This window comes from Curtobacterium sp. RIT-PI-V (genome assembly GCF_025642935.1).
Taxonomy (GTDB): domain Bacteria; phylum Actinomycetota; class Actinomycetes; order Actinomycetales; family Microbacteriaceae; genus Curtobacterium.
In genome coordinates this window covers 74,896-90,861 of the sequence record NZ_JANZKM010000010.1, presented here as the reverse complement: position 1 = coordinate 90,861, position 15,966 = coordinate 74,896, and the positions used below count along the sequence as shown (strand labels likewise).

15 protein-coding genes are annotated in these 15,966 nt (G+C 70.8%); 7 read left to right on the top strand and 8 right to left on the bottom strand.

Annotation, left to right across the window (positions count from 1 at the left end; translation table 11 throughout):
- Window positions 1–6: 6 nt before the first annotated feature.
- Window positions 7–1,773, bottom strand: a complete 1,767-nt coding sequence (locus OGL88_RS08525) for a hypothetical protein (protein ID WP_263091182.1) — start codon at window positions 1,771–1,773, stop codon at window positions 7–9.
- A gap of 187 nt (window positions 1,774–1,960) precedes the next feature.
- Between OGL88_RS08525 and OGL88_RS08520 the strand changes: the two genes are divergently transcribed.
- Together OGL88_RS08520 and OGL88_RS08515 are read left to right on the top strand one after the other, a co-directional pair.
- The gene (locus OGL88_RS08520) at window positions 1,961–2,848 is read left to right on the top strand and encodes an SDR family oxidoreductase (protein WP_205463624.1); all 888 of its coding nucleotides are present in this window, start codon (window positions 1,961–1,963) and stop codon (window positions 2,846–2,848) included.
- A gap of 29 nt (window positions 2,849–2,877) precedes the next feature.
- Entirely contained in the window at window positions 2,878–3,177 is a 300-nt protein-coding gene (locus tag OGL88_RS08515) for a Dabb family protein (protein WP_263091181.1), read from the top strand.
- Between the two features lie 145 nt (window positions 3,178–3,322).
- Here the strand turns inward: OGL88_RS08515 and OGL88_RS08510 are convergent, their stop codons facing one another.
- The gene (locus OGL88_RS08510) at window positions 3,323–4,165 is read right to left on the bottom strand and encodes a helix-turn-helix transcriptional regulator (RefSeq protein WP_263091180.1); all 843 of its coding nucleotides are present in this window, start codon (window positions 4,163–4,165) and stop codon (window positions 3,323–3,325) included.
- Window positions 4,166–4,266: 101 nt separating this feature from the next.
- On the opposite strand from OGL88_RS08510, the gene OGL88_RS08505 reads away from it, so the two are divergent.
- The gene (locus OGL88_RS08505) at window positions 4,267–4,950 is read left to right on the top strand and encodes an SDR family NAD(P)-dependent oxidoreductase (protein WP_263091179.1); all 684 of its coding nucleotides are present in this window, start codon (window positions 4,267–4,269) and stop codon (window positions 4,948–4,950) included.
- A 66-nt stretch (window positions 4,951–5,016) separates the two neighbouring features.
- Here OGL88_RS08505 and poxB read toward each other — a convergent pair whose 3' ends face one another.
- Window positions 5,017–6,741: a ubiquinone-dependent pyruvate dehydrogenase gene (gene poxB / locus OGL88_RS08500; protein WP_205463627.1), complete on the bottom strand. Its 1,725-nt coding sequence runs from the start codon at window positions 6,739–6,741 to the stop codon at window positions 5,017–5,019.
- 89 nt (window positions 6,742–6,830) lie between these two features.
- On the opposite strand from poxB, the gene OGL88_RS08495 reads away from it, so the two are divergent.
- Window positions 6,831–7,529 carry a phosphatase PAP2 family protein gene (locus OGL88_RS08495; protein WP_263091178.1) on the top strand — a complete coding sequence of 233 codons (699 nt, stop codon included), beginning with the start codon at window positions 6,831–6,833 and terminating at the stop codon, window positions 7,527–7,529.
- An 81-nt stretch (window positions 7,530–7,610) separates the two neighbouring features.
- Here the strand turns inward: OGL88_RS08495 and OGL88_RS08490 are convergent, their stop codons facing one another.
- Window positions 7,611–8,852: a multidrug effflux MFS transporter gene (locus OGL88_RS08490; RefSeq protein ID WP_263091177.1), complete on the bottom strand. Its 1,242-nt coding sequence runs from the start codon at window positions 8,850–8,852 to the stop codon at window positions 7,611–7,613.
- 46 nt (window positions 8,853–8,898) lie between these two features.
- On the opposite strand from OGL88_RS08490, the gene OGL88_RS08485 reads away from it, so the two are divergent.
- The gene (locus OGL88_RS08485; RefSeq protein ID WP_263091175.1) at window positions 8,899–9,348 is read left to right on the top strand and encodes a MarR family winged helix-turn-helix transcriptional regulator; all 450 of its coding nucleotides are present in this window, start codon (window positions 8,899–8,901) and stop codon (window positions 9,346–9,348) included.
- Here OGL88_RS08485 and soxR read toward each other — a convergent pair.
- Window positions 9,345–9,827: a redox-sensitive transcriptional activator SoxR gene (gene soxR / locus OGL88_RS08480; RefSeq protein ID WP_263091174.1), complete on the bottom strand. Its 483-nt coding sequence runs from the start codon at window positions 9,825–9,827 to the stop codon at window positions 9,345–9,347. The two genes, OGL88_RS08485 and soxR, sit on opposite strands and share 4 nt — an antisense overlap.
- 79 nt (window positions 9,828–9,906) lie before the next feature.
- On the bottom strand, window positions 9,907–10,953 hold the full coding sequence (locus OGL88_RS08475) for a YdcF family protein (protein WP_263091173.1): 1,047 nt from the start codon (window positions 10,951–10,953) through the stop codon (window positions 9,907–9,909).
- 138 nt (window positions 10,954–11,091) lie between these two features.
- On the opposite strand from OGL88_RS08475, the gene mgrA reads away from it, so the two are divergent.
- Entirely contained in the window at window positions 11,092–12,135 is a 1,044-nt protein-coding gene (gene mgrA / locus OGL88_RS08470) for an L-glyceraldehyde 3-phosphate reductase (RefSeq protein ID WP_205463631.1), read from the top strand.
- Window positions 12,136–12,143: 8 nt separating this feature from the next.
- Here mgrA and OGL88_RS08465 read toward each other — a convergent pair whose 3' ends face one another.
- On the bottom strand, window positions 12,144–13,190 hold the full coding sequence (locus tag OGL88_RS08465; protein ID WP_263091172.1) for an aldo/keto reductase: 1,047 nt from the start codon (window positions 13,188–13,190) through the stop codon (window positions 12,144–12,146).
- A gap of 206 nt (window positions 13,191–13,396) precedes the next feature.
- On the opposite strand from OGL88_RS08465, the gene OGL88_RS08460 reads away from it, so the two are divergent.
- Window positions 13,397–14,662 carry an MFS transporter gene (locus tag OGL88_RS08460; protein ID WP_263091171.1) on the top strand — a complete coding sequence of 422 codons (1,266 nt, stop codon included), beginning with the start codon at window positions 13,397–13,399 and terminating at the stop codon, window positions 14,660–14,662.
- Between the two features lie 55 nt (window positions 14,663–14,717).
- Here the strand turns inward: OGL88_RS08460 and OGL88_RS08455 are convergent, their stop codons facing one another.
- Window positions 14,718–15,950, bottom strand: coding sequence for an ATP-binding protein (locus tag OGL88_RS08455; protein ID WP_263091170.1), 1,233 nt, complete (start codon window positions 15,948–15,950; stop codon window positions 14,718–14,720).
- Between the last annotated feature and the right edge of the window lie 16 nt (window positions 15,951–15,966).

Genomic DNA, 15,966 nt, shown 5'->3' with positions numbered 1-15,966 from the left:
CCGGGATCAGTTGTACGAGGCGACGCGGTTCGGGGCGGTGTTGCCCGCTGGCGTCGGCACCGCACCACCCACGCCGTTGATGACGCTCGAGATGGTGCCGGTGTCGCCGAGCGAGACCGTGACCAGGCCGTGCGCGCGGACGCCAGCGGTCTGCGGGACCTCGAACGCCCGGTCGGCGTGCACCGCGGGGTTCGTGTTGAAGAAGCAGTAGACGCCGCCGCCCCAGATCTCGTGGCTCGTCACGTTCGCGGCCACCTTGTAGGCGGCGTATCCGGCGCCGGTCGGGCTCTGCCACGAGGCGTTGTCGGGCACGTCGTAGGGCATCTCGTTCTGGAAGAAGATCGTCTTGCCGTTGTTGCCGTTCCACTGCACTTCGTACTTCTGGTAGTGCTCGACGAACAGCCCGGTGGCGAGGACGTCGTTGCCGTTCACCTCGACGCCGGTCGCGCCGGTGTTCACGGTCCATCCGGTCGGCGCGCCGCCGTGGTCCGCGCGCCAGGCCCAGATGTGGTCGATGAGCGTGTCGTCGGCGTTCACCTGCAGCGTGGTCGAGGCCTTGCCCTGCACGCTCGAGCCGACGCGGAAGAAGACGTCCTGGATGCTCTGCGGGTCGCCGGCGTGGTCGACGTGCGACCCGGACGTGCCGAGGCGGACGAGCTGCGCGCTGTTCTGGGTCCCGGCATCGACGACGAGGTTCGAGACGTTCACCCCGGCGACGTCGGTCGAGGTCAGGACGGCGTTGCCCTTGGTCGGCACGAGCGTCGGGAACCCGATGCCCGTCACGACGGTGTCCGCCCGGGTGACGTTGATCGCCGCGTCGAGCTGGTAGGTGCCGGGTGTGAAGAAGAGGTTCAGCCCCTGGGCCAGCGCGCCGTTGATCGTCGCCGCCGAGTCGCCCGGGTGGGCGACGTAGAAGTTCCGCATCGGGATGTCGGTGCCGCCGGTGTTCGGCCACGTGACGCCGCTCGAGTTCTGCCGCAGCGACGGGACGAACACGTGGTACTTGTTCGACGAGTCGACGTACAGGTACGGCTTCTCCCGTGTCGTCGGGGTGGTTGCGAGCGTGGTGTAGCTCTTCGAGAAGTCGTTCGCGGGGGCGTCGTTCACGCCCGAGAACGTCATGTTCCAGTTGCCGCCCTGCCACGAACCGATCGTCGAGTTCCGGGTGTACCACTGCTGCTGCGACCCGGACGTCACGGTGCCGTCGACCTTGGTGTCGGCGATGTAGCCGCCTGACGAGTACCCCTGGCCACCGTCCTGGTTCGACGGTCCCATCGTCAGGTTCCCCTTGATGTGCACCCGACGCATCGGCGCGGCCTGCGAGACCGCCCACCGGTCGGTGCCGCCCTCTGGCACGATCGCCACGTTCTCGACCGACCGCCAGAAGTTCTGCGTCGCGTTCTTCTCGTCCCCGGCGTTCCATCCGGAATCGACGTTCACGGCACCGTTGATGGTCACGTCGTCGGGGTTCTTCCCCAGACCGGCGACCGATGTGTAGAAGCCCAGGTTCGCCCAGACGCGGCCGTAGTTGCCGGGCTTGAACAGGAACGCGTACCGCTGCGTGCCGAACTGCGCGCTCGTGCTGCGGAGCTGACCGGTGAAGGCGGCGTCGACGTCGGCCTGGATGGTCGACGCGGGCACCGAGGGGTCGTAGATCTTGACGTTGCTCCCGAAGTCCGGGGTGTCGCTCGTCGTGACCGCCTGGGCGGAGATCGCGGGGACGAGGGCCCCCACGACACCGGCGCTCAACGCGATCGCGACGAGTTGCTTCATCCGTCGTTGCATGATGCTCGATTCGTCATCGTGCGGCGTCGTTGCCACACGGAACAGACCGTAGACCTGTCGGAGCGCGCAGACAGTCGGACGAAATGGGGACCAGTGGCGGTCCCTGTTCGCAGCGGACCGACCCCGGCGCACGACGCTGAACGCGCGTCCACGCGCGACGACGACAGTGGAACGCATGAGCCAGTACGACAAGCGCGATCCGAACACCCTCTACCCGGCCCCGCCGTACCCGGAGCAGGAGCAGTCGCTGCCGGGTGCCGCGTGGAAGATGGACCCGAAGCCCGACCACGGTGAGGAGAGCTACGTCGGCCGGGAGCGGCTGACCGGCTACCGCGGCATCATCACCGGCGCCGACTCCGGCATCGGTCGCGCCGCCGCCATCGCCCTCTCGCGTGAGGGCGCCGACCTGGTGCTGTCCTACCTGCCGGACGAGCAGGAGGACGCCGAAGAGGTCCGCGACCTGCTCGAGTCAGAGGGACGTCGCGCCGTGCTCTTCCCCGGGGACATCTCCGACGAGCAGTACTGCACGGACCTGGTGCAGAAGGGCGTCGACGAGTTCGGCGGTCTCGACACCCTGGTCATGGTCGCCGGCCGGATGGACAGCAACGAGGACATCCTGACCCTCGACACGTCGATGTTCGACTCGACGTTCAAGACCAACATCTACTCGCTGTTCTGGCTGACCAAGGCAGCGGTGCCGCACCTCGAGCCCGGCTCCACGATCGTGACGACCGGTTCGATCCAGGCATCGACGCCCTCCGCCGACAAGATCGACTACGCCGTGTCGAAGGGTGCGATCAAGCTCTTCACCGAGGCCGTCGCCCAGCAGCTCGCGCCGAAGGGCATCCGCGTGAACTCCGTCGCCCCCGGACCGGTGTGGACGCCGCTGCAGCCGGGCTCCGACGACGCTGAGACGGTGTCGCACTTCGGCGAGACGTCGCCGTTCGGCCGCCCCGGACAGCCCGCCGAGCTCGGTGCCGCGTACGTGCACCTGGTGAGCCCGGAGTCGAGCTACCAGTCCGGGTCGACGATCACGATCGCCGGCGGAACGCCCGCGTTCTGATCGGCGTCGTGACAGACGAAGGAGACCACGTGTCAGGAGTGACGCACACCGTGCTGGTCGAGTGGGACGGAACGGACCGGTCGTCCGAGGCCGACGCCCTGTCCCGCGAGCACCTACCGCGGATCGACGGTGTCGAGTCCGTGCAGTCGGGGACGAGCGTGAGCACCGAGGGGCTCGAGGGCGGGTTCCAGTGGATGCTCGTGGTGCGGTTCCGCGATCGGGCAGCGCTCGCCGGCTACCTGCCGCACCCGGAGCACCGTCCGGTGGCCGAGTTCATCGGCGGGGCGAGTGCCCGGGTCGTGGTGTTCGACGTCGAGGACGCTGCGTAGCCGGCAGCGTCTCCGTCCGAACGGGTGCGCGCCGTGCGGGCCGCACGACCGAAGTGACCGCGAGCCGCACGAACTCACGGTTCGCAGTCACTTTGGTCGTGCGAAGCGCGTCCGCACCACGCCCGGCTCCCTCCGCAGTGTCCGACTACTCCACCAACGACTGCGTCCCGAGCACGATCGCCAGCGCCAACCGCTCGGCGTCCACCGACCCCGGCACCGCCGTGTACGCCAGGATCCGCAGGTCCTCGGGCCCGACCACCAGGGTGTCGCAGTCGAGCGTGATGAGCCCGACGTCGGGGTGGTCGATCACCTTGCGGCGGGCCGTCTCGCCCAGGGTCGTCGCACCCGAGTCCCACAGCTCGACGAACCGCGGGCTCGCCGCCCGCAGGTCGCGCACGAGCTGCTGCAACTGCCGGTCGAGCGGGTAGCGGGCCGCGGTCATGCGGAGTCCGGCGACCAGGTTCTCCTCGAACGCCGCCTGTTCCGCGGGTGTGTGCACGGCGCGGCTGCCGGCACCGACCAGGTGCCGCCATGTGGTGTTCCGCTCGTTCCCGCGCATCCCGCCGATCGGCCCCATCAGGGCTTCGTGCGGAGCGTTGGTCACGAGCAGGTTCCCGGCGGCGTCGAGCACCGCGACCGGGGTGTCCGCCAGCCGGTCGAGCAGCCGCTGCACGCTCGGCGGGATCCGCGACGGCACGACGTCCGCGCCCGGGGCCGCGTGCCCGGCGAGCCGGTACAGCAGCTCGCGTTCGGCATCCGAGACCCGGAGGGCACGTGTCAGGGCCTCGACCACCTGGGCGGACGGCGACGTCGCGCGTCCCTGCTCCAAGCGGGTCAGGTAGTCGGCGGAGATCCCCGCGAGGCCCGCGAGTTCCTCGCGCCGCAGCCCCGCCGCCCGACGTCGCGGCCCGACGGTCATGCCGGCGGCCGCGGGGGTGACGTGGTCGCGGAGCCGTCGCAGGGTGTGCCCGAAGTCCGTGTCCGCCATGCCACCAGTCTGCGCGCACGTCGCGGCCGCGTCCTGGCCCCGCCAGTCCTACGACAACCGGGCGACTCCCTGCCGACTGCGTCGAGCGTGACGCTGGACCCATGACAACGACACTCATCACCGGCGCCACCCGTGGCCTCGGCAAGGAAACCGCCCGCCAGCTCGTCGCAGCCGGCCACACCGTCTGGATCGGCGCTCGCGACGCCGACCAGGGAGCGGCCGTCGCCGCCGAGATCGGCGCACGCTCCGTCCAGCTCGACGTCCGCGACGACGAGTCGGTCGCCGCAGCCTTCGCGCACATCGACGCGAACGGCGGCCTGGACGTCCTGGTCAACAACGCCGGCATCGCGATGTGGGGTCTGAACGGGCCGGACGCGCTCGCCGTCTTCGACACGAACGCCGTCGGCATCGTCCGCACGACCGAGGCCGCGCTGCCGATCCTGCGCCGATCGGAGCGCCCCCTCGTCGTCAACGTCGGGAGCGCGCTCGGCTCGTTCACGGCGGTCCACGACCCGGACAGCGCGGCGTCGACCGTGCAGGCCGCGGTCTACGGCGCGAGCAAGTCGGCCGTCTCGATGCTCACGGTGCAGTACGCCCGCATCGCATCCGAGGTGCGCTTCGTGGTCCTCGAGCCCGGCTACACGGCGACCGAGCTCGGCGGGGTGCCGAACCCGCACGGTCGCCCCGTCGAGGTGAGCGCGGCGACCGTCGCGGCCGCCGCGAGCGTGGGCCCGGAGGGCCCGACCGGCGTGTTCCTGGAGGACGGCCAGCCGCTCGGGTGGTGACGTCGTGACGGACGGGAGGCACGGTGCCAGCTGGCACCGTGCCTCCCGTCCGCCGTGCGGTCGCGTCTACAGCAGCTGGCGCGCGTTGGTCGACGCGAGGTCCAGCAGCTCGTCGCCGCGTCCGGACAACACCGTGCGGATGGCGTAGAGCGTGAAGCCCTTCGCCTGCTCGAGCGTGACCGCCGGGGGCATCGACAGCTCCTGCCGGTTCGCGCGCACCGAGACGAGCGCGGGGCCGTCGTGTGCGAGCGCGGCGGCCATCGCGTCCTCGAAGTCGTCGGACACGTCGACCTTGAAGCCCTTGATGCCGATCGCCTCGGCGACCGCGGCGAAGTCCGGGTTCTGCAGCTCCGTGCCGTAGTTCACGAACCCGGCGGCCTTCATCTCGAGCTCGACGAAGTTCAGCGACGAGTTGTCGAACACGACGATCTTCACCGGCAGCTTGTTCTGCACGATCGTGATGAGCTCGCCGAGCAGCATCGTCAGACCGCCGTCACCCGCGAGGGCGATCACCTGGCGGTCCGGGAACGCCGTCTGCGCACCGATCGCCTGCGGGACGGCGTTCGCCATCGTGCCGTGCACGAACGAGCCGATCAGACGACGCTTGCCGTTCATCGTGAGGTAGCGCGACGCCCACACCACGGGGGAGCCGACGTCCGGGATGAACACGGCGTCGTCTGCAGCGATCCGGTCGAGCACACGAGCGACGTACTGCGGGTGCAGCGGCTTCTTCCGGCCGGCTGGGACGGCCAGGTCGTCGAGCTTCTCGCGGGTCTTCCGGTAGTGCTTCAGGGCGTTGTCGAGGTGCGTCGTCGGGTGCGAACCGGTCAGCAGCGGGATGAGCGCGAGCGCGGTGTCCTTCACGGTGCCGACCAGGCCGATGTCGACGGGGTGCCGCCGGCCGAGCTGCGACCCGCGGATGTCGACCTGCACGTGCTTCGCCTTGGCGGGGAAGAACTGCTGGTACGGGAAGTCGGTGCCGAGCATGAGCACGACGTCGGCGTCCTCCATCGCGCGGTACCCGGACGCGAAGCCGAGCAGGCCCGTCATGCCGACGTCGTAGGGGTTGTCCCACTCGATGTGCTCCTTGCCGCGCAGGGCGTGCACGATCGGGGCCTGCAGACGCTCGGCCAGCGCGATGACCTCGTCGTGCGCCCCGGCGACGCCGGCACCGGCCAGGATCGTGACCTTGTCGGCACCGTTCAGCAGCTCGGCGGTGCGGAGCAGCTCGGCCTCGCTCGGCACGATGCGGGGCGTCGTGCGCTCGATGCGGGTGGTGCGGTCGTCCTTCGCCTCGGCGAGCAGCACATCGCCGGGGATCACGAGCACCGCGACCCCGCGCTTCTCGACGGCCTCGCGCATCGCGATCTCGAGCAGGCGGGGCATCTGGGTCGGATCGGCGACGTACTCGACGTAGACCGAGCACTCGCGGAAGAGCTCCTGCGGGTGGGTCTCCTGGAAGTAGCCGGAACCGATCTCGGCGGTGGGGATGTGCGCGGCGATCGCGAGGACCGGGACGCGCGACCGGTTGGCGTCGAACAGGCCGTTGACCAGGTGCAGGTTGCCGGGGCCGCAGCTGCCGGCGCAGACCGCGAGCTCGCCGGTCAGTTCGGCCTCGGCGCTCGCGGCGAAGGCGGCGGCCTCCTCGTGGCGGACGTGCTCCCACCGGATCGTGCCGTCCTTGCGCAGCGCGTCGGTGAAGCCGTTGAGGGAGTCCCCCGGCAGGCCGTAGACGCGGGCGACGTCGTTCTTGCGGAGGGTGGCGACGATGTTCTCGGCAACGGTTGGCATGCCTCCTGTCTACTCGCGGGCGGCTGCGCTGAGTGCTTTCAGAGGCTCGCAGGGCCCTCGGTCGGAGTCCGGGCTGGGACGATGGTCGGATGACCGACGCGCCGCTGCTCCGCCCCCGCCGACCGGAGTCCGACGGCACCGGGATCCTCGAGCCGTCGCCGTACCCGCTCGTCTCCGTCGCGATCGCGGTCATCGCCGTGGTCGTCATCACGCTCGTCGGGTTCGCCCTCGGCACGGTCGACCTCGGACTGTCGAAGGCTCTGAACGCCCTGCACACCGGCGCGATCGGGGTGTTCACCACCGCCGTCTACCACGTCATCAGTCCGGGTCCGGCGATCGGGATCACCGTCGTCGTCGTGGCCGTGATCTGGTGGCGCACCCGGAGTCTCCGCCCGGCCCTGGCCTTCGGCGGCACGATCGCCATCACGTGGGTGCCGTCCGCGGTCGTGAAGGAGATCGTCCACCGCGCCAGGCCCGACGTCGCCGTGCTGCCGCACCCGTTCCCCGTGCAGCCCGACCCCGGGTACCCGAGCGGGCACACCGTCTACATCACGGCGTTCGTGATCGCGCTGATCTGGCTGTTGCGCGAGACCCGGTGGCACCGGCTCGCACGCACGCTCGGGGTCGTCGCGATCGTGGTGGTGTTCTTCTCGGTGTCGATCGACGCGGTGCACTACCCGACCGACGCGGTGGCCTCGATCCTGTGGGCGCTCGCCGTGGCCCCGGGGGTGCGGGTGGTGTGGGTCGACTGGCTCATGCCGCGGATCCCGTTCCTGCGGGGGCGGTAGTCGACGGGGCTGCTGACTCGGAACGACGTCCTCGTTGTCGTGCGACGTCGATGAAGTCGTTCCGGGTCGACCCCGACCGGGTCAGGCCAGGCGGGTGCGACCCCGGGCGACGAGCAGTGCCACGACGGCCACCACGGCGGACGCGAGCATCACGATCGCCAGCGGTGCCGCCGTCGCCGAGCCGCCGATGCTGACGAGCGGGGACACCAGCGCCGCGAGCCCGAACTGCAGCGCACCGAGCACGGCCGACGCGCTCCCGGCAGCGGCGGGGACCGCACCGAGCGCCAGCGCCGTGGCGTTGCCGAGCACCAGGCCGAGTGAGCCGACCGCGGTGAACAGCGGGACGGCGAGCCAGAACACCGGCGCCGCGAAGACGACGAGCAACGCGAACGCCACCGTCGACGCGAACACCAGGGCGATGCCGAGCGACAGCACGCCGGTGACCGAACGGGTCTCGGTGAGCTTGGCGGACACGATGCTCACACCCGTCAGGGCGAGCGCGTTCAGCCCGAAGGCCAGGCCGTAGCCGACGGTGCCGAGCCCGATCATGTCCTGGTACAGGAACGGCGAGGCCGAGATGTAGGCCATCATCACGGCGAACGCGAAGCCGAACACGGCGATGTAGCCGAGGAAGGTGCGGGAGCGCAGCGCGCGGAGCGGCGAACCGGAGCCCTTGCGCTCCTCGCGCAGCACGTCGCGGTGTGCCTTCAGGTGGGTCTCGCGGATCACGGCGAGCACCGCGACGAGCATGACCACGGACAGACCGAGGACGATCGACAGCAGTCCGCGCCAGCCGATCGGGCCGGTGAGCAAGCCGCCGAGCAGCGGAGCGACGACCGGGGCGACCCCGCCGACGATCATCATGAGCGAGAACGCGCGGGCTGCGGGCTTGCCGGTCGCCAGGTCGGAGATGACCGCACGGCTGATCACCATGCCGGCCGCACCGCCCAGGCCCTGCAGGAGTCGGGCCGCGATGAGCACGCCGATGTTCGGTGCGAACACGGCGGCGACGCTCGCGAGGACGCACAGTGCCGCGCCGGCGATGAGCGGCGGCACGCGGCCGAACCGGTCGGACAGCGGGCCGAAGACGAGCTGGCCGGCCGTGACACCGACCAGGAACGCGGTCAGCGTGAGCTGCACGGTGGTGGCGCTCGCACCGAGCTCGGTGGTCATCTGCGGGAAGGCCGGCAGGTACAGGTCGGTGGCGAAGGGGGCGACGGCGCTGAGCAGGCCGAGCACCAGCAGCAGCGGGGTCGTGATGCCCTGCTGCCTGGTCGTGGGTGTCGCGACGTGCGCGCGGATGGTTCCGGTGTCCGTGGTCATTGTTATGAAAGCATAACTCATTGCCGATCCTCGGTACAGTACGGACATGCACTCCGCCGTGTCCGACCACGTCCTCGCCGACCTCGCCGACCTCGCCGACGTCGTGCTGCGGATCTCGCGGGAGATCGACCCGCACGGCGCCGGGGCGCTCGACATCGTGCCGCTCACCGGGACCGAGGCGCTCGTGATGCGCTGGGTCGACCGCAACCCCGGCACCTCGCCGAGCGCGACGGCGGAGGCGACCGCACTCAAGCGCAGCAACCTCAGCGTCGCGCTGCGCTCCCTGGTGTCGAAGGGGATGGTCGAACGGCGGCAGGACCCGGACGATGCGCGGACCGTGCAGCTGCACTCGACCGACGTGGCACGGGAGAGCATCGGACGCCTCCGCGCGCACTGGGCCGGCAAGCTCCGCGACGCGCTCGGCGACGACGACGCCGGGTTGCCCGGGGCGCTCGCGCTGCTCGACCGGATCGACGAGGGGCTCCGCGGGGTCTAGTCCTGCGGCGCGTCGTCCTCGATCGGCAGCAGCCGCCGAGCGCCGTGTCCTTCGTCGCCGAGCGTGTCGCCCGGGTTCACGACCGAACACGCCCCGAGCGAGACGCAGCCGCACCCGATGCACTGCGTCATCTCCTGCTGCAGCCGCTCGAGTTCCAGCTGGCGGGCCCGGAGTCGTGCACGCCACCGCTCGTGCAGTCGGTTCCAGTCGCGCAGGGACGGCATCCGGTCGGCCGGCAGCGTGCCGAACTGCTCGGCGACCTCGCTGAGCGGGATGCCGAGGCGCTTCGCCACCTGGATGATCGCGATCCGCCGTTCGACGTGTCGCGGGTACATCCGCGTGCCGCCGTCGGTGCGCTCGGGCCGGATCAGGCCCTTGCGCTCGTAGAAGTGCAGGGCCGACGCGGCGACGCCGGTGCGTCGGACGATCTCGCCGATCGGGAGGAGGTCGGTCGGGCGGGGCGGCTGGATCTCGACCATGGTCGAGATCTTACGGTGGCTCGGACGGGAGGCCCGTGGCGGGCCCGCCACGGGCCTCCCGTCCGTCCGTCGGTCACGTCTACCGCTGCTGGAACGACTCCCAGAGCAGGAACGCGGTGAACAGCACGAACGGCGTGCACGCCACCACGTTGAGCCACCGGTGCTCGACGACCACCGCGACGAACTCGCGCAGGAACGCGCTCGGCACGTAGTACGGCGCCGTCCGCGAACCCACCACCTGTGCCGGCAGGTCGAGCCGCCGGGCCAGGGTGGCGGCGCGGAGCACGTGGTAGTCGTTCGTGACCACGACGACCTGACCGTCGCGCCCGGCCTCGGTCTGGACGGCGCGCGAGAACCGCAGGTTCTCACGGGTGTTGCGTGACTCGGTCTCGGGCCGGACGTCCTCGGGATCTGCGCCGTTCGCCAGCAGGTACTCGGCCATCGCGGTGCCCTCGGGGCGAGGCTCGTCGTCGCCCTGCCCGCCGGAGGGGATCAACAGTGGCCGGCGCCCGGCGGCCCGCTCGGCGCGGTAGACCACGAGCGCCCGGTCGAGACGGCTGCGGAGCAGGGGCGGCACCTCGCCACGGATCAGCCCGGAACCGAGGACGACGATCGCGTCCGGCACCGTCCCGTGGCGCATCCGGCCGTAGACCACGGAGTACACGGCGAACGCGACGAGGGACACCGCGAAGTACCCGCAGACGAACACCATCAGCACGGCGACCGCGATCCGGGTGCCGTCCCAGAGCGTGAAGCCCTCGCCGCTGGCGGACACGAACAGGGCGATGGCGACCGCGGGCAGCACGAACACGAGCACCCCGGCGACCAGCGACAGCGTGTTGCCGAGACTGCGCCCCTCGGAGCGGAGCATCTGGAAACCGTTCGCGATGAGGGCCACGCCGAGGACGGCGACCGCGAGCGGGACGAGCAGGAACACGATGCCGACGACCAGGCTGAACCCCGGTACGACGATCGTCAGGGCGGACACGGCCGTGGCAAGTGCGAAGAACGCCGCTGCCGTCAGGAACACGCCGTTCCGGAGCATCCGCGGGTCGCGCCGCCGCCCCACCAGGTAGAGCACGAGGAACACCAGGGCGAAGACGGGCGCTGCGCCCAGGGCGGTCATCGGTCGGCCGAACGGAGCGCGGTCATGCGCTCACGGTACCGGCCGGGGATCAGGAGACCGCCCCGTGCCGGTGAGTCGATCATGCACCCGCTCGCGCGTGCTGCGCTCGTCCGATGGTGCCGGTGGCAGGCTCGGTCCATGACCTACATCGCCAGCGACGACCGCTACGACTCGATGACCTACCGCCGCACCGGCCGCTCGGGCCTCGACCTGCCGTTGCTCTCCCTGGGGTACTGGCACAACTTCGGTGACGACGTGCCGTTCGAGACGCAGCGCGCGATCAGCCGTCGGGCCTTCGACCTCGGCATCACCCACCACGACCTGGCGAACAACTACGGTCCGCCGTACGGAGCCGCCGAGGTGAACTTCGGGCGCCTGATGCGTGAGGACTTCCGGCCCTACCGCGACGAGATGATCGTGTCGACCAAGGCCGGCTGGGACATGTGGCCGGGGCCGTACGGTCAGGGTGGCGGTTCACGGAAGTACGTGCTGGCCTCGCTCGACCAGTCCCTGCAGCGGACGGGTCTCGACTACGTCGACGTCTTCTACTCGCACCGACTCGACGCGTCGACCCCGCTCGAGGAGACGATGGGCGCGCTGCACACCGCGGTCCAGCAGGGCAAGGCGCTGTACGTCGGCATCTCGTCGTACGACGCGGAGCGCAGCCGTCAAGCGGCCGCGATCCTGCGCGACCTCGGCACGCCGCTGCTCATCCACCAGCCGTCGTACTCGATGCTCAACCGCTGGATCGAGACCGAGGGGCTGCTCGACGCCGCAGGCGAGCACGGCTTCGGCGTGATCGGCTTCACCGCACTGGCGCAGGGCCTGCTCACCGGCAAGTACCTGGACGGGGTGCCGTCGGACTCCCGAGCCGCCGCCGGCAAGTCGCTCGACGCCTCGAGCATCACACCAGAGGTCGTCGGGCACCTCCGAGCGCTGAACGACGTCGCCGCCGCTCGTGGACAGTCCCTGGCGCAGCTCGCACTGGCCTGGGCGCTCCGGGACGAGCGGGTGACCTCGCTCGTGATCGGGGCGTCGAAGGTGTCGCAGCTCGAGGACAACGTCGCGGCGCTGGCGAACACCTCGTTCACCGACGAGGAGCTCCGCACCATCGACCAGCACTCCGTCGGCATCACCGACGTCGACCTGTGGGCGGGAGCGCGTGCCGGCGAGGTCTCCTGACCGCGGACCTACGAGCGGTGCGGTGCCGCACCCACCGGGGTGCGACCGCGGAGTCGCTCGCGACTGAGCGCCGGCAGCGCGAACCCGGTGTCCCGCTCGAGCACGTGGGTGCCCGGCGCGACGATCGCGTCGATCGCGTCGAGCAGCCCGTCGTCGAGGACGATCTCGGACGCCTGCACGTAGGCGTCGACGTGCGACACGGTGCGCGGCCCGATCACCACCGAGGACACGTCGGGGTGTGTCAGGGCGAAGGCGACCGCGAGCTCCGACACCGTGAAGCCGGAGTCGTCGGCCAGGCGTCCGAGCCGGTCGGCGACCTCGAGCTTCCGACGGTTCCGCGGGGCGCCGATGTCGTACGCGTCCGGTTGTTCGTCGACGTGCGGTGAGCGTGGTTGGACGGTGCCGGCGCGGTAGGTCCCCGCGAGCCAGCCGCCGGCGAGGGGCGCTCCGGCCAGGACCCCGAGGCCGAAGCGACGGGCGACCGGGAACACCGAGCGCTCCGCCGTGCGGGTGAGGATCGAGTAGGGGACGTGCGTCGCGGTGGCGCTCTTCGCCCCGGACCGGAGCCACTGCGCCTCGACGAGTTCCTCGGCCGGGAACCCGGGGAGGCCGAAGGCGCGGATCTTGCCCTGTGCGACCAGGTCGGCGAGGGCGTCGAGCGTCTCGTCGAGCGACGTCGCCGGGTCCGGCAGCGCCGGCTGGTACAGGTCGATGACGTCGGTGCCGAGTCGCTGCAGGCTCCGCTCCACGGCACGGAACATCCACCGCCGCCCGTTGCCCCGGTGCGCCGGGTCCTGGTCGACCGGGGCGCCGAACCGCACCGACAGGAACACGTCCTCGCGCCGTCCGCCGATCGCCGCGCCCACCGCGGTCTCGGCCAGGCCCGCGCCGTCGGCGTCCGAGACGTCGACCGACGTCACGCCGCGGGTGAGTGCCTCGAGCACGAGGGTCACACCGGCCGACGGGTCGTTGGCCGCGACGCCGGCGACGGCACGCGTCCCGAGCGTCAGCGAGCTGACGGGCGCCCCCGTGCGCCCCATGCGTCGCTGTTCCATGCGCGCCACGATATGGGCCGTGCGGGCCGCAGGACGGTCCGGTGACGAAGCATTACCCCTGGCCCCGACCGGAACGGTTGGTACGATGGGCGCAGTTCTGAAACACGCAGTGTGTATCTACCGGCCGCCGGCTCCCCGGCGGACAACGGCGGCACCCGATGGGTCCGCCCCCGCCGAACCGGGCCGGGCCGAGAAGGCACACCCCCATGCTCCACACCAGTCCCTCCCCGTCCGCGCCCGCCCCGGAGCGCACGGCCACCGCGACCGCCGGAGACGCCTCGCTCGTCTCCCTCGCCGGACGCTGGTACTTCCCGGTGGCGTTCATCGCCCGCCTGCCGTTCGCCATGATGGTCGTCGGGGTCCTCACCCTCGTGGTGGCGGCGCGTGACTCCGTGGCCCTCGGCGGCGTGAACTCCGCCTCGGTCGGCATCGGTGCCGCGGTGTTCGGACCGATGGTCGGCGCCGCCGCGGACCGGTTCGGCCAGCGTGCCGTGCTCGTCCCCGTCGGCCTCGTCAACGCGGCGCTGCTCGGCGCGTTCCCCTTCGTCGTCAGCGGCAGCGCGCCGGACCTGGCCGTGCTCGCGATGGCGTTCTGCATCGGGGCGTCCGCGCCCCAGGTCGCGCCGATGTCCCGTACCCGGCTCGTCGCCATCATCGCGCAGCGCATGCGGCCGGCCCGCCGCGAGAAGACCCTCAGCGGCACGATGGCGTACGAGTCGGCCGCCGACGAGACCGTCTTCATCATCGGCCCGTTCCTGGTCGGCATCCTCGCCAGCGCGATCGCCCCGTGGGTCGCGGTCGCCGGCGCCTCGGCCCTGACCTTCGTGTTCGTGACCGCGTTCGCGCTGCACCCCACCGGCAAGCTCGTGCTCGGGCAGCACGAGGAACTGACCCAGGCCCCGGCGCGTCAGCTCCTGCGTCCGCGGCTCGTGGTGGTCGTCGTCGGGATCCTCGGCATCGGCCTGTTCTTCGGCTCGACCCTGACGTCGCTGACGGCGTTCATGGAGACCCACGGCGAGGCGTCCCAGGCCGGCCTGCTCTACGGCCTGATGGGCATCGGTTCTGCCGGACTCGCGCTCGGGTCCGCAGCGTTCCCGCGGTCGTTCGGCCTCGGCTGGCGCTGGCTCGTGTTCGGCGTCGTGCTGCTCGGCGGCGCGATCGCGTTCTCGCAGGCCGACTCCGTCGTGGCGGTCGGCATCGTCCTGGCGATCATGGGCGTCGGCATCGGCCCGACCCTCGTCGCCCAGTACAGCCTCGGTTCTGACCGTTCACCGGTCGGCCGGTCCGCGACCACGATGACGATCCTCGGTTCCGCCGTGATCGTCGGGCAGTCGATCGCCTCCGCCGTCACGGGCGACCTGGCCGAGCAGCACGGCGCAGCCGCGGCGATGGTCCTCCCCGCGGCCTCGGCAGCGGTCGTCGTGCTGGCGGCCGTCGTCAACCTGCTGCTGCGTCGCCGGACGGCTGCCTGAAGCAGATCGCACCGCGCCGATCGCGGTCTCCTTGGCGTCCGAGCCCTGTCGCCGTTCAGGGATGGCCGTCGCTGGTCCGACGAGCACGGCGTCGGACTTCCGGGACCACGAGCTCCGGCACAGCTCGAAGCATGAACTGGTCGAAGTCCGGGACGGTGAACGCTGCGTATCCGTGTTCGGGGGTGTACAAGAGGCCCATGTCGATCAGCTCCGCTCGAGTCGGCCCGAGTTGCGTGGACTCCCGCTTGAGGACTCGAGCAACATCGGCGGCCTTGTGCGCGTCCGGTCCGAGCTCCGCCATGGCCCGGAGGTAGGCGGTCTGCAATCCTGTTGCGCGGTCGAGGCGCACCCGGAAGAACGACCGGTCCAGTTTGGTGAGGTACCCCTCGCGAGCGGCGTCGATGTCGTCGGCGGTGATCTCCGGACCAGCGGCGATCTCCCAGGCCTGGTATCCGAGCTCCTGGAGGAAGTAGGGGTACCCCTTGGTGATCTCCAGTGCGAGGTCGACGGCGTCGGAAGCGAACGAGGCCTCCTCCAGCTCGGCCGGGCGGATGAGCGCCTCCCTGGCGTCGTCGTCGCCGAGCGAGTCGATCTCCGGGAACCTGAAGAGGCGCTCCGCGTAGGACTTCGCGTCGCCAGCGAGCTCGGCGATCTGGGGGAGCCCGGCGCCGACGAAGGTGATCGGGAGCTTGCGCTGGACTGTCTTGTGCAGGGCCTGGATCATGGCTTCGAGCTGCGCTGACCGCAGGAACTGTACTTCGTCCACGAGGATCGCGACGCCCCGACCGTGTTCCTGCGCAGCCTGTCCGAGCGCGACGAGGACGTCCGTCAGGTCCAGGGCGAGGTCGCCGTGATCAGCCAACCCCTCCGCCGGCTCGACATCCCAGGTCATCGACCATGTACCGGTGTGGTCCACGGACATGCCGAAGGCGGTCAGGACTTCGGCCGCCCGTCGCGCGCGATCCGTCCATCGCTTGCGTGGAGAGATCTGGAGCAGTGCCGACCGGAGGAGCGAGGCCATCGTCTGCCGGAACTGTCCATCGTCGTGCTTGCTCGCCTCGAGCTCGACGACCTCCCAGTTCGCCGTTCGTGCCAGCTCCGCGAACTCGTTGAGCAGCACCGTCTTCCCGACGCCTCGGAGCCCGGTCATGATCAGTGACTGGTCTGTACGCCCGCGGGCGAGCCGCTGGAGGAGCACTTCGAAAGCGCGGGTGTGTTCGAAGCGTCCCGCAACGATCTCGGGAGTCGCTCCGGCGTTCGGCGTGTACGGATTCCTCACGCTGTCCATGCGCCAGACCTTAGCG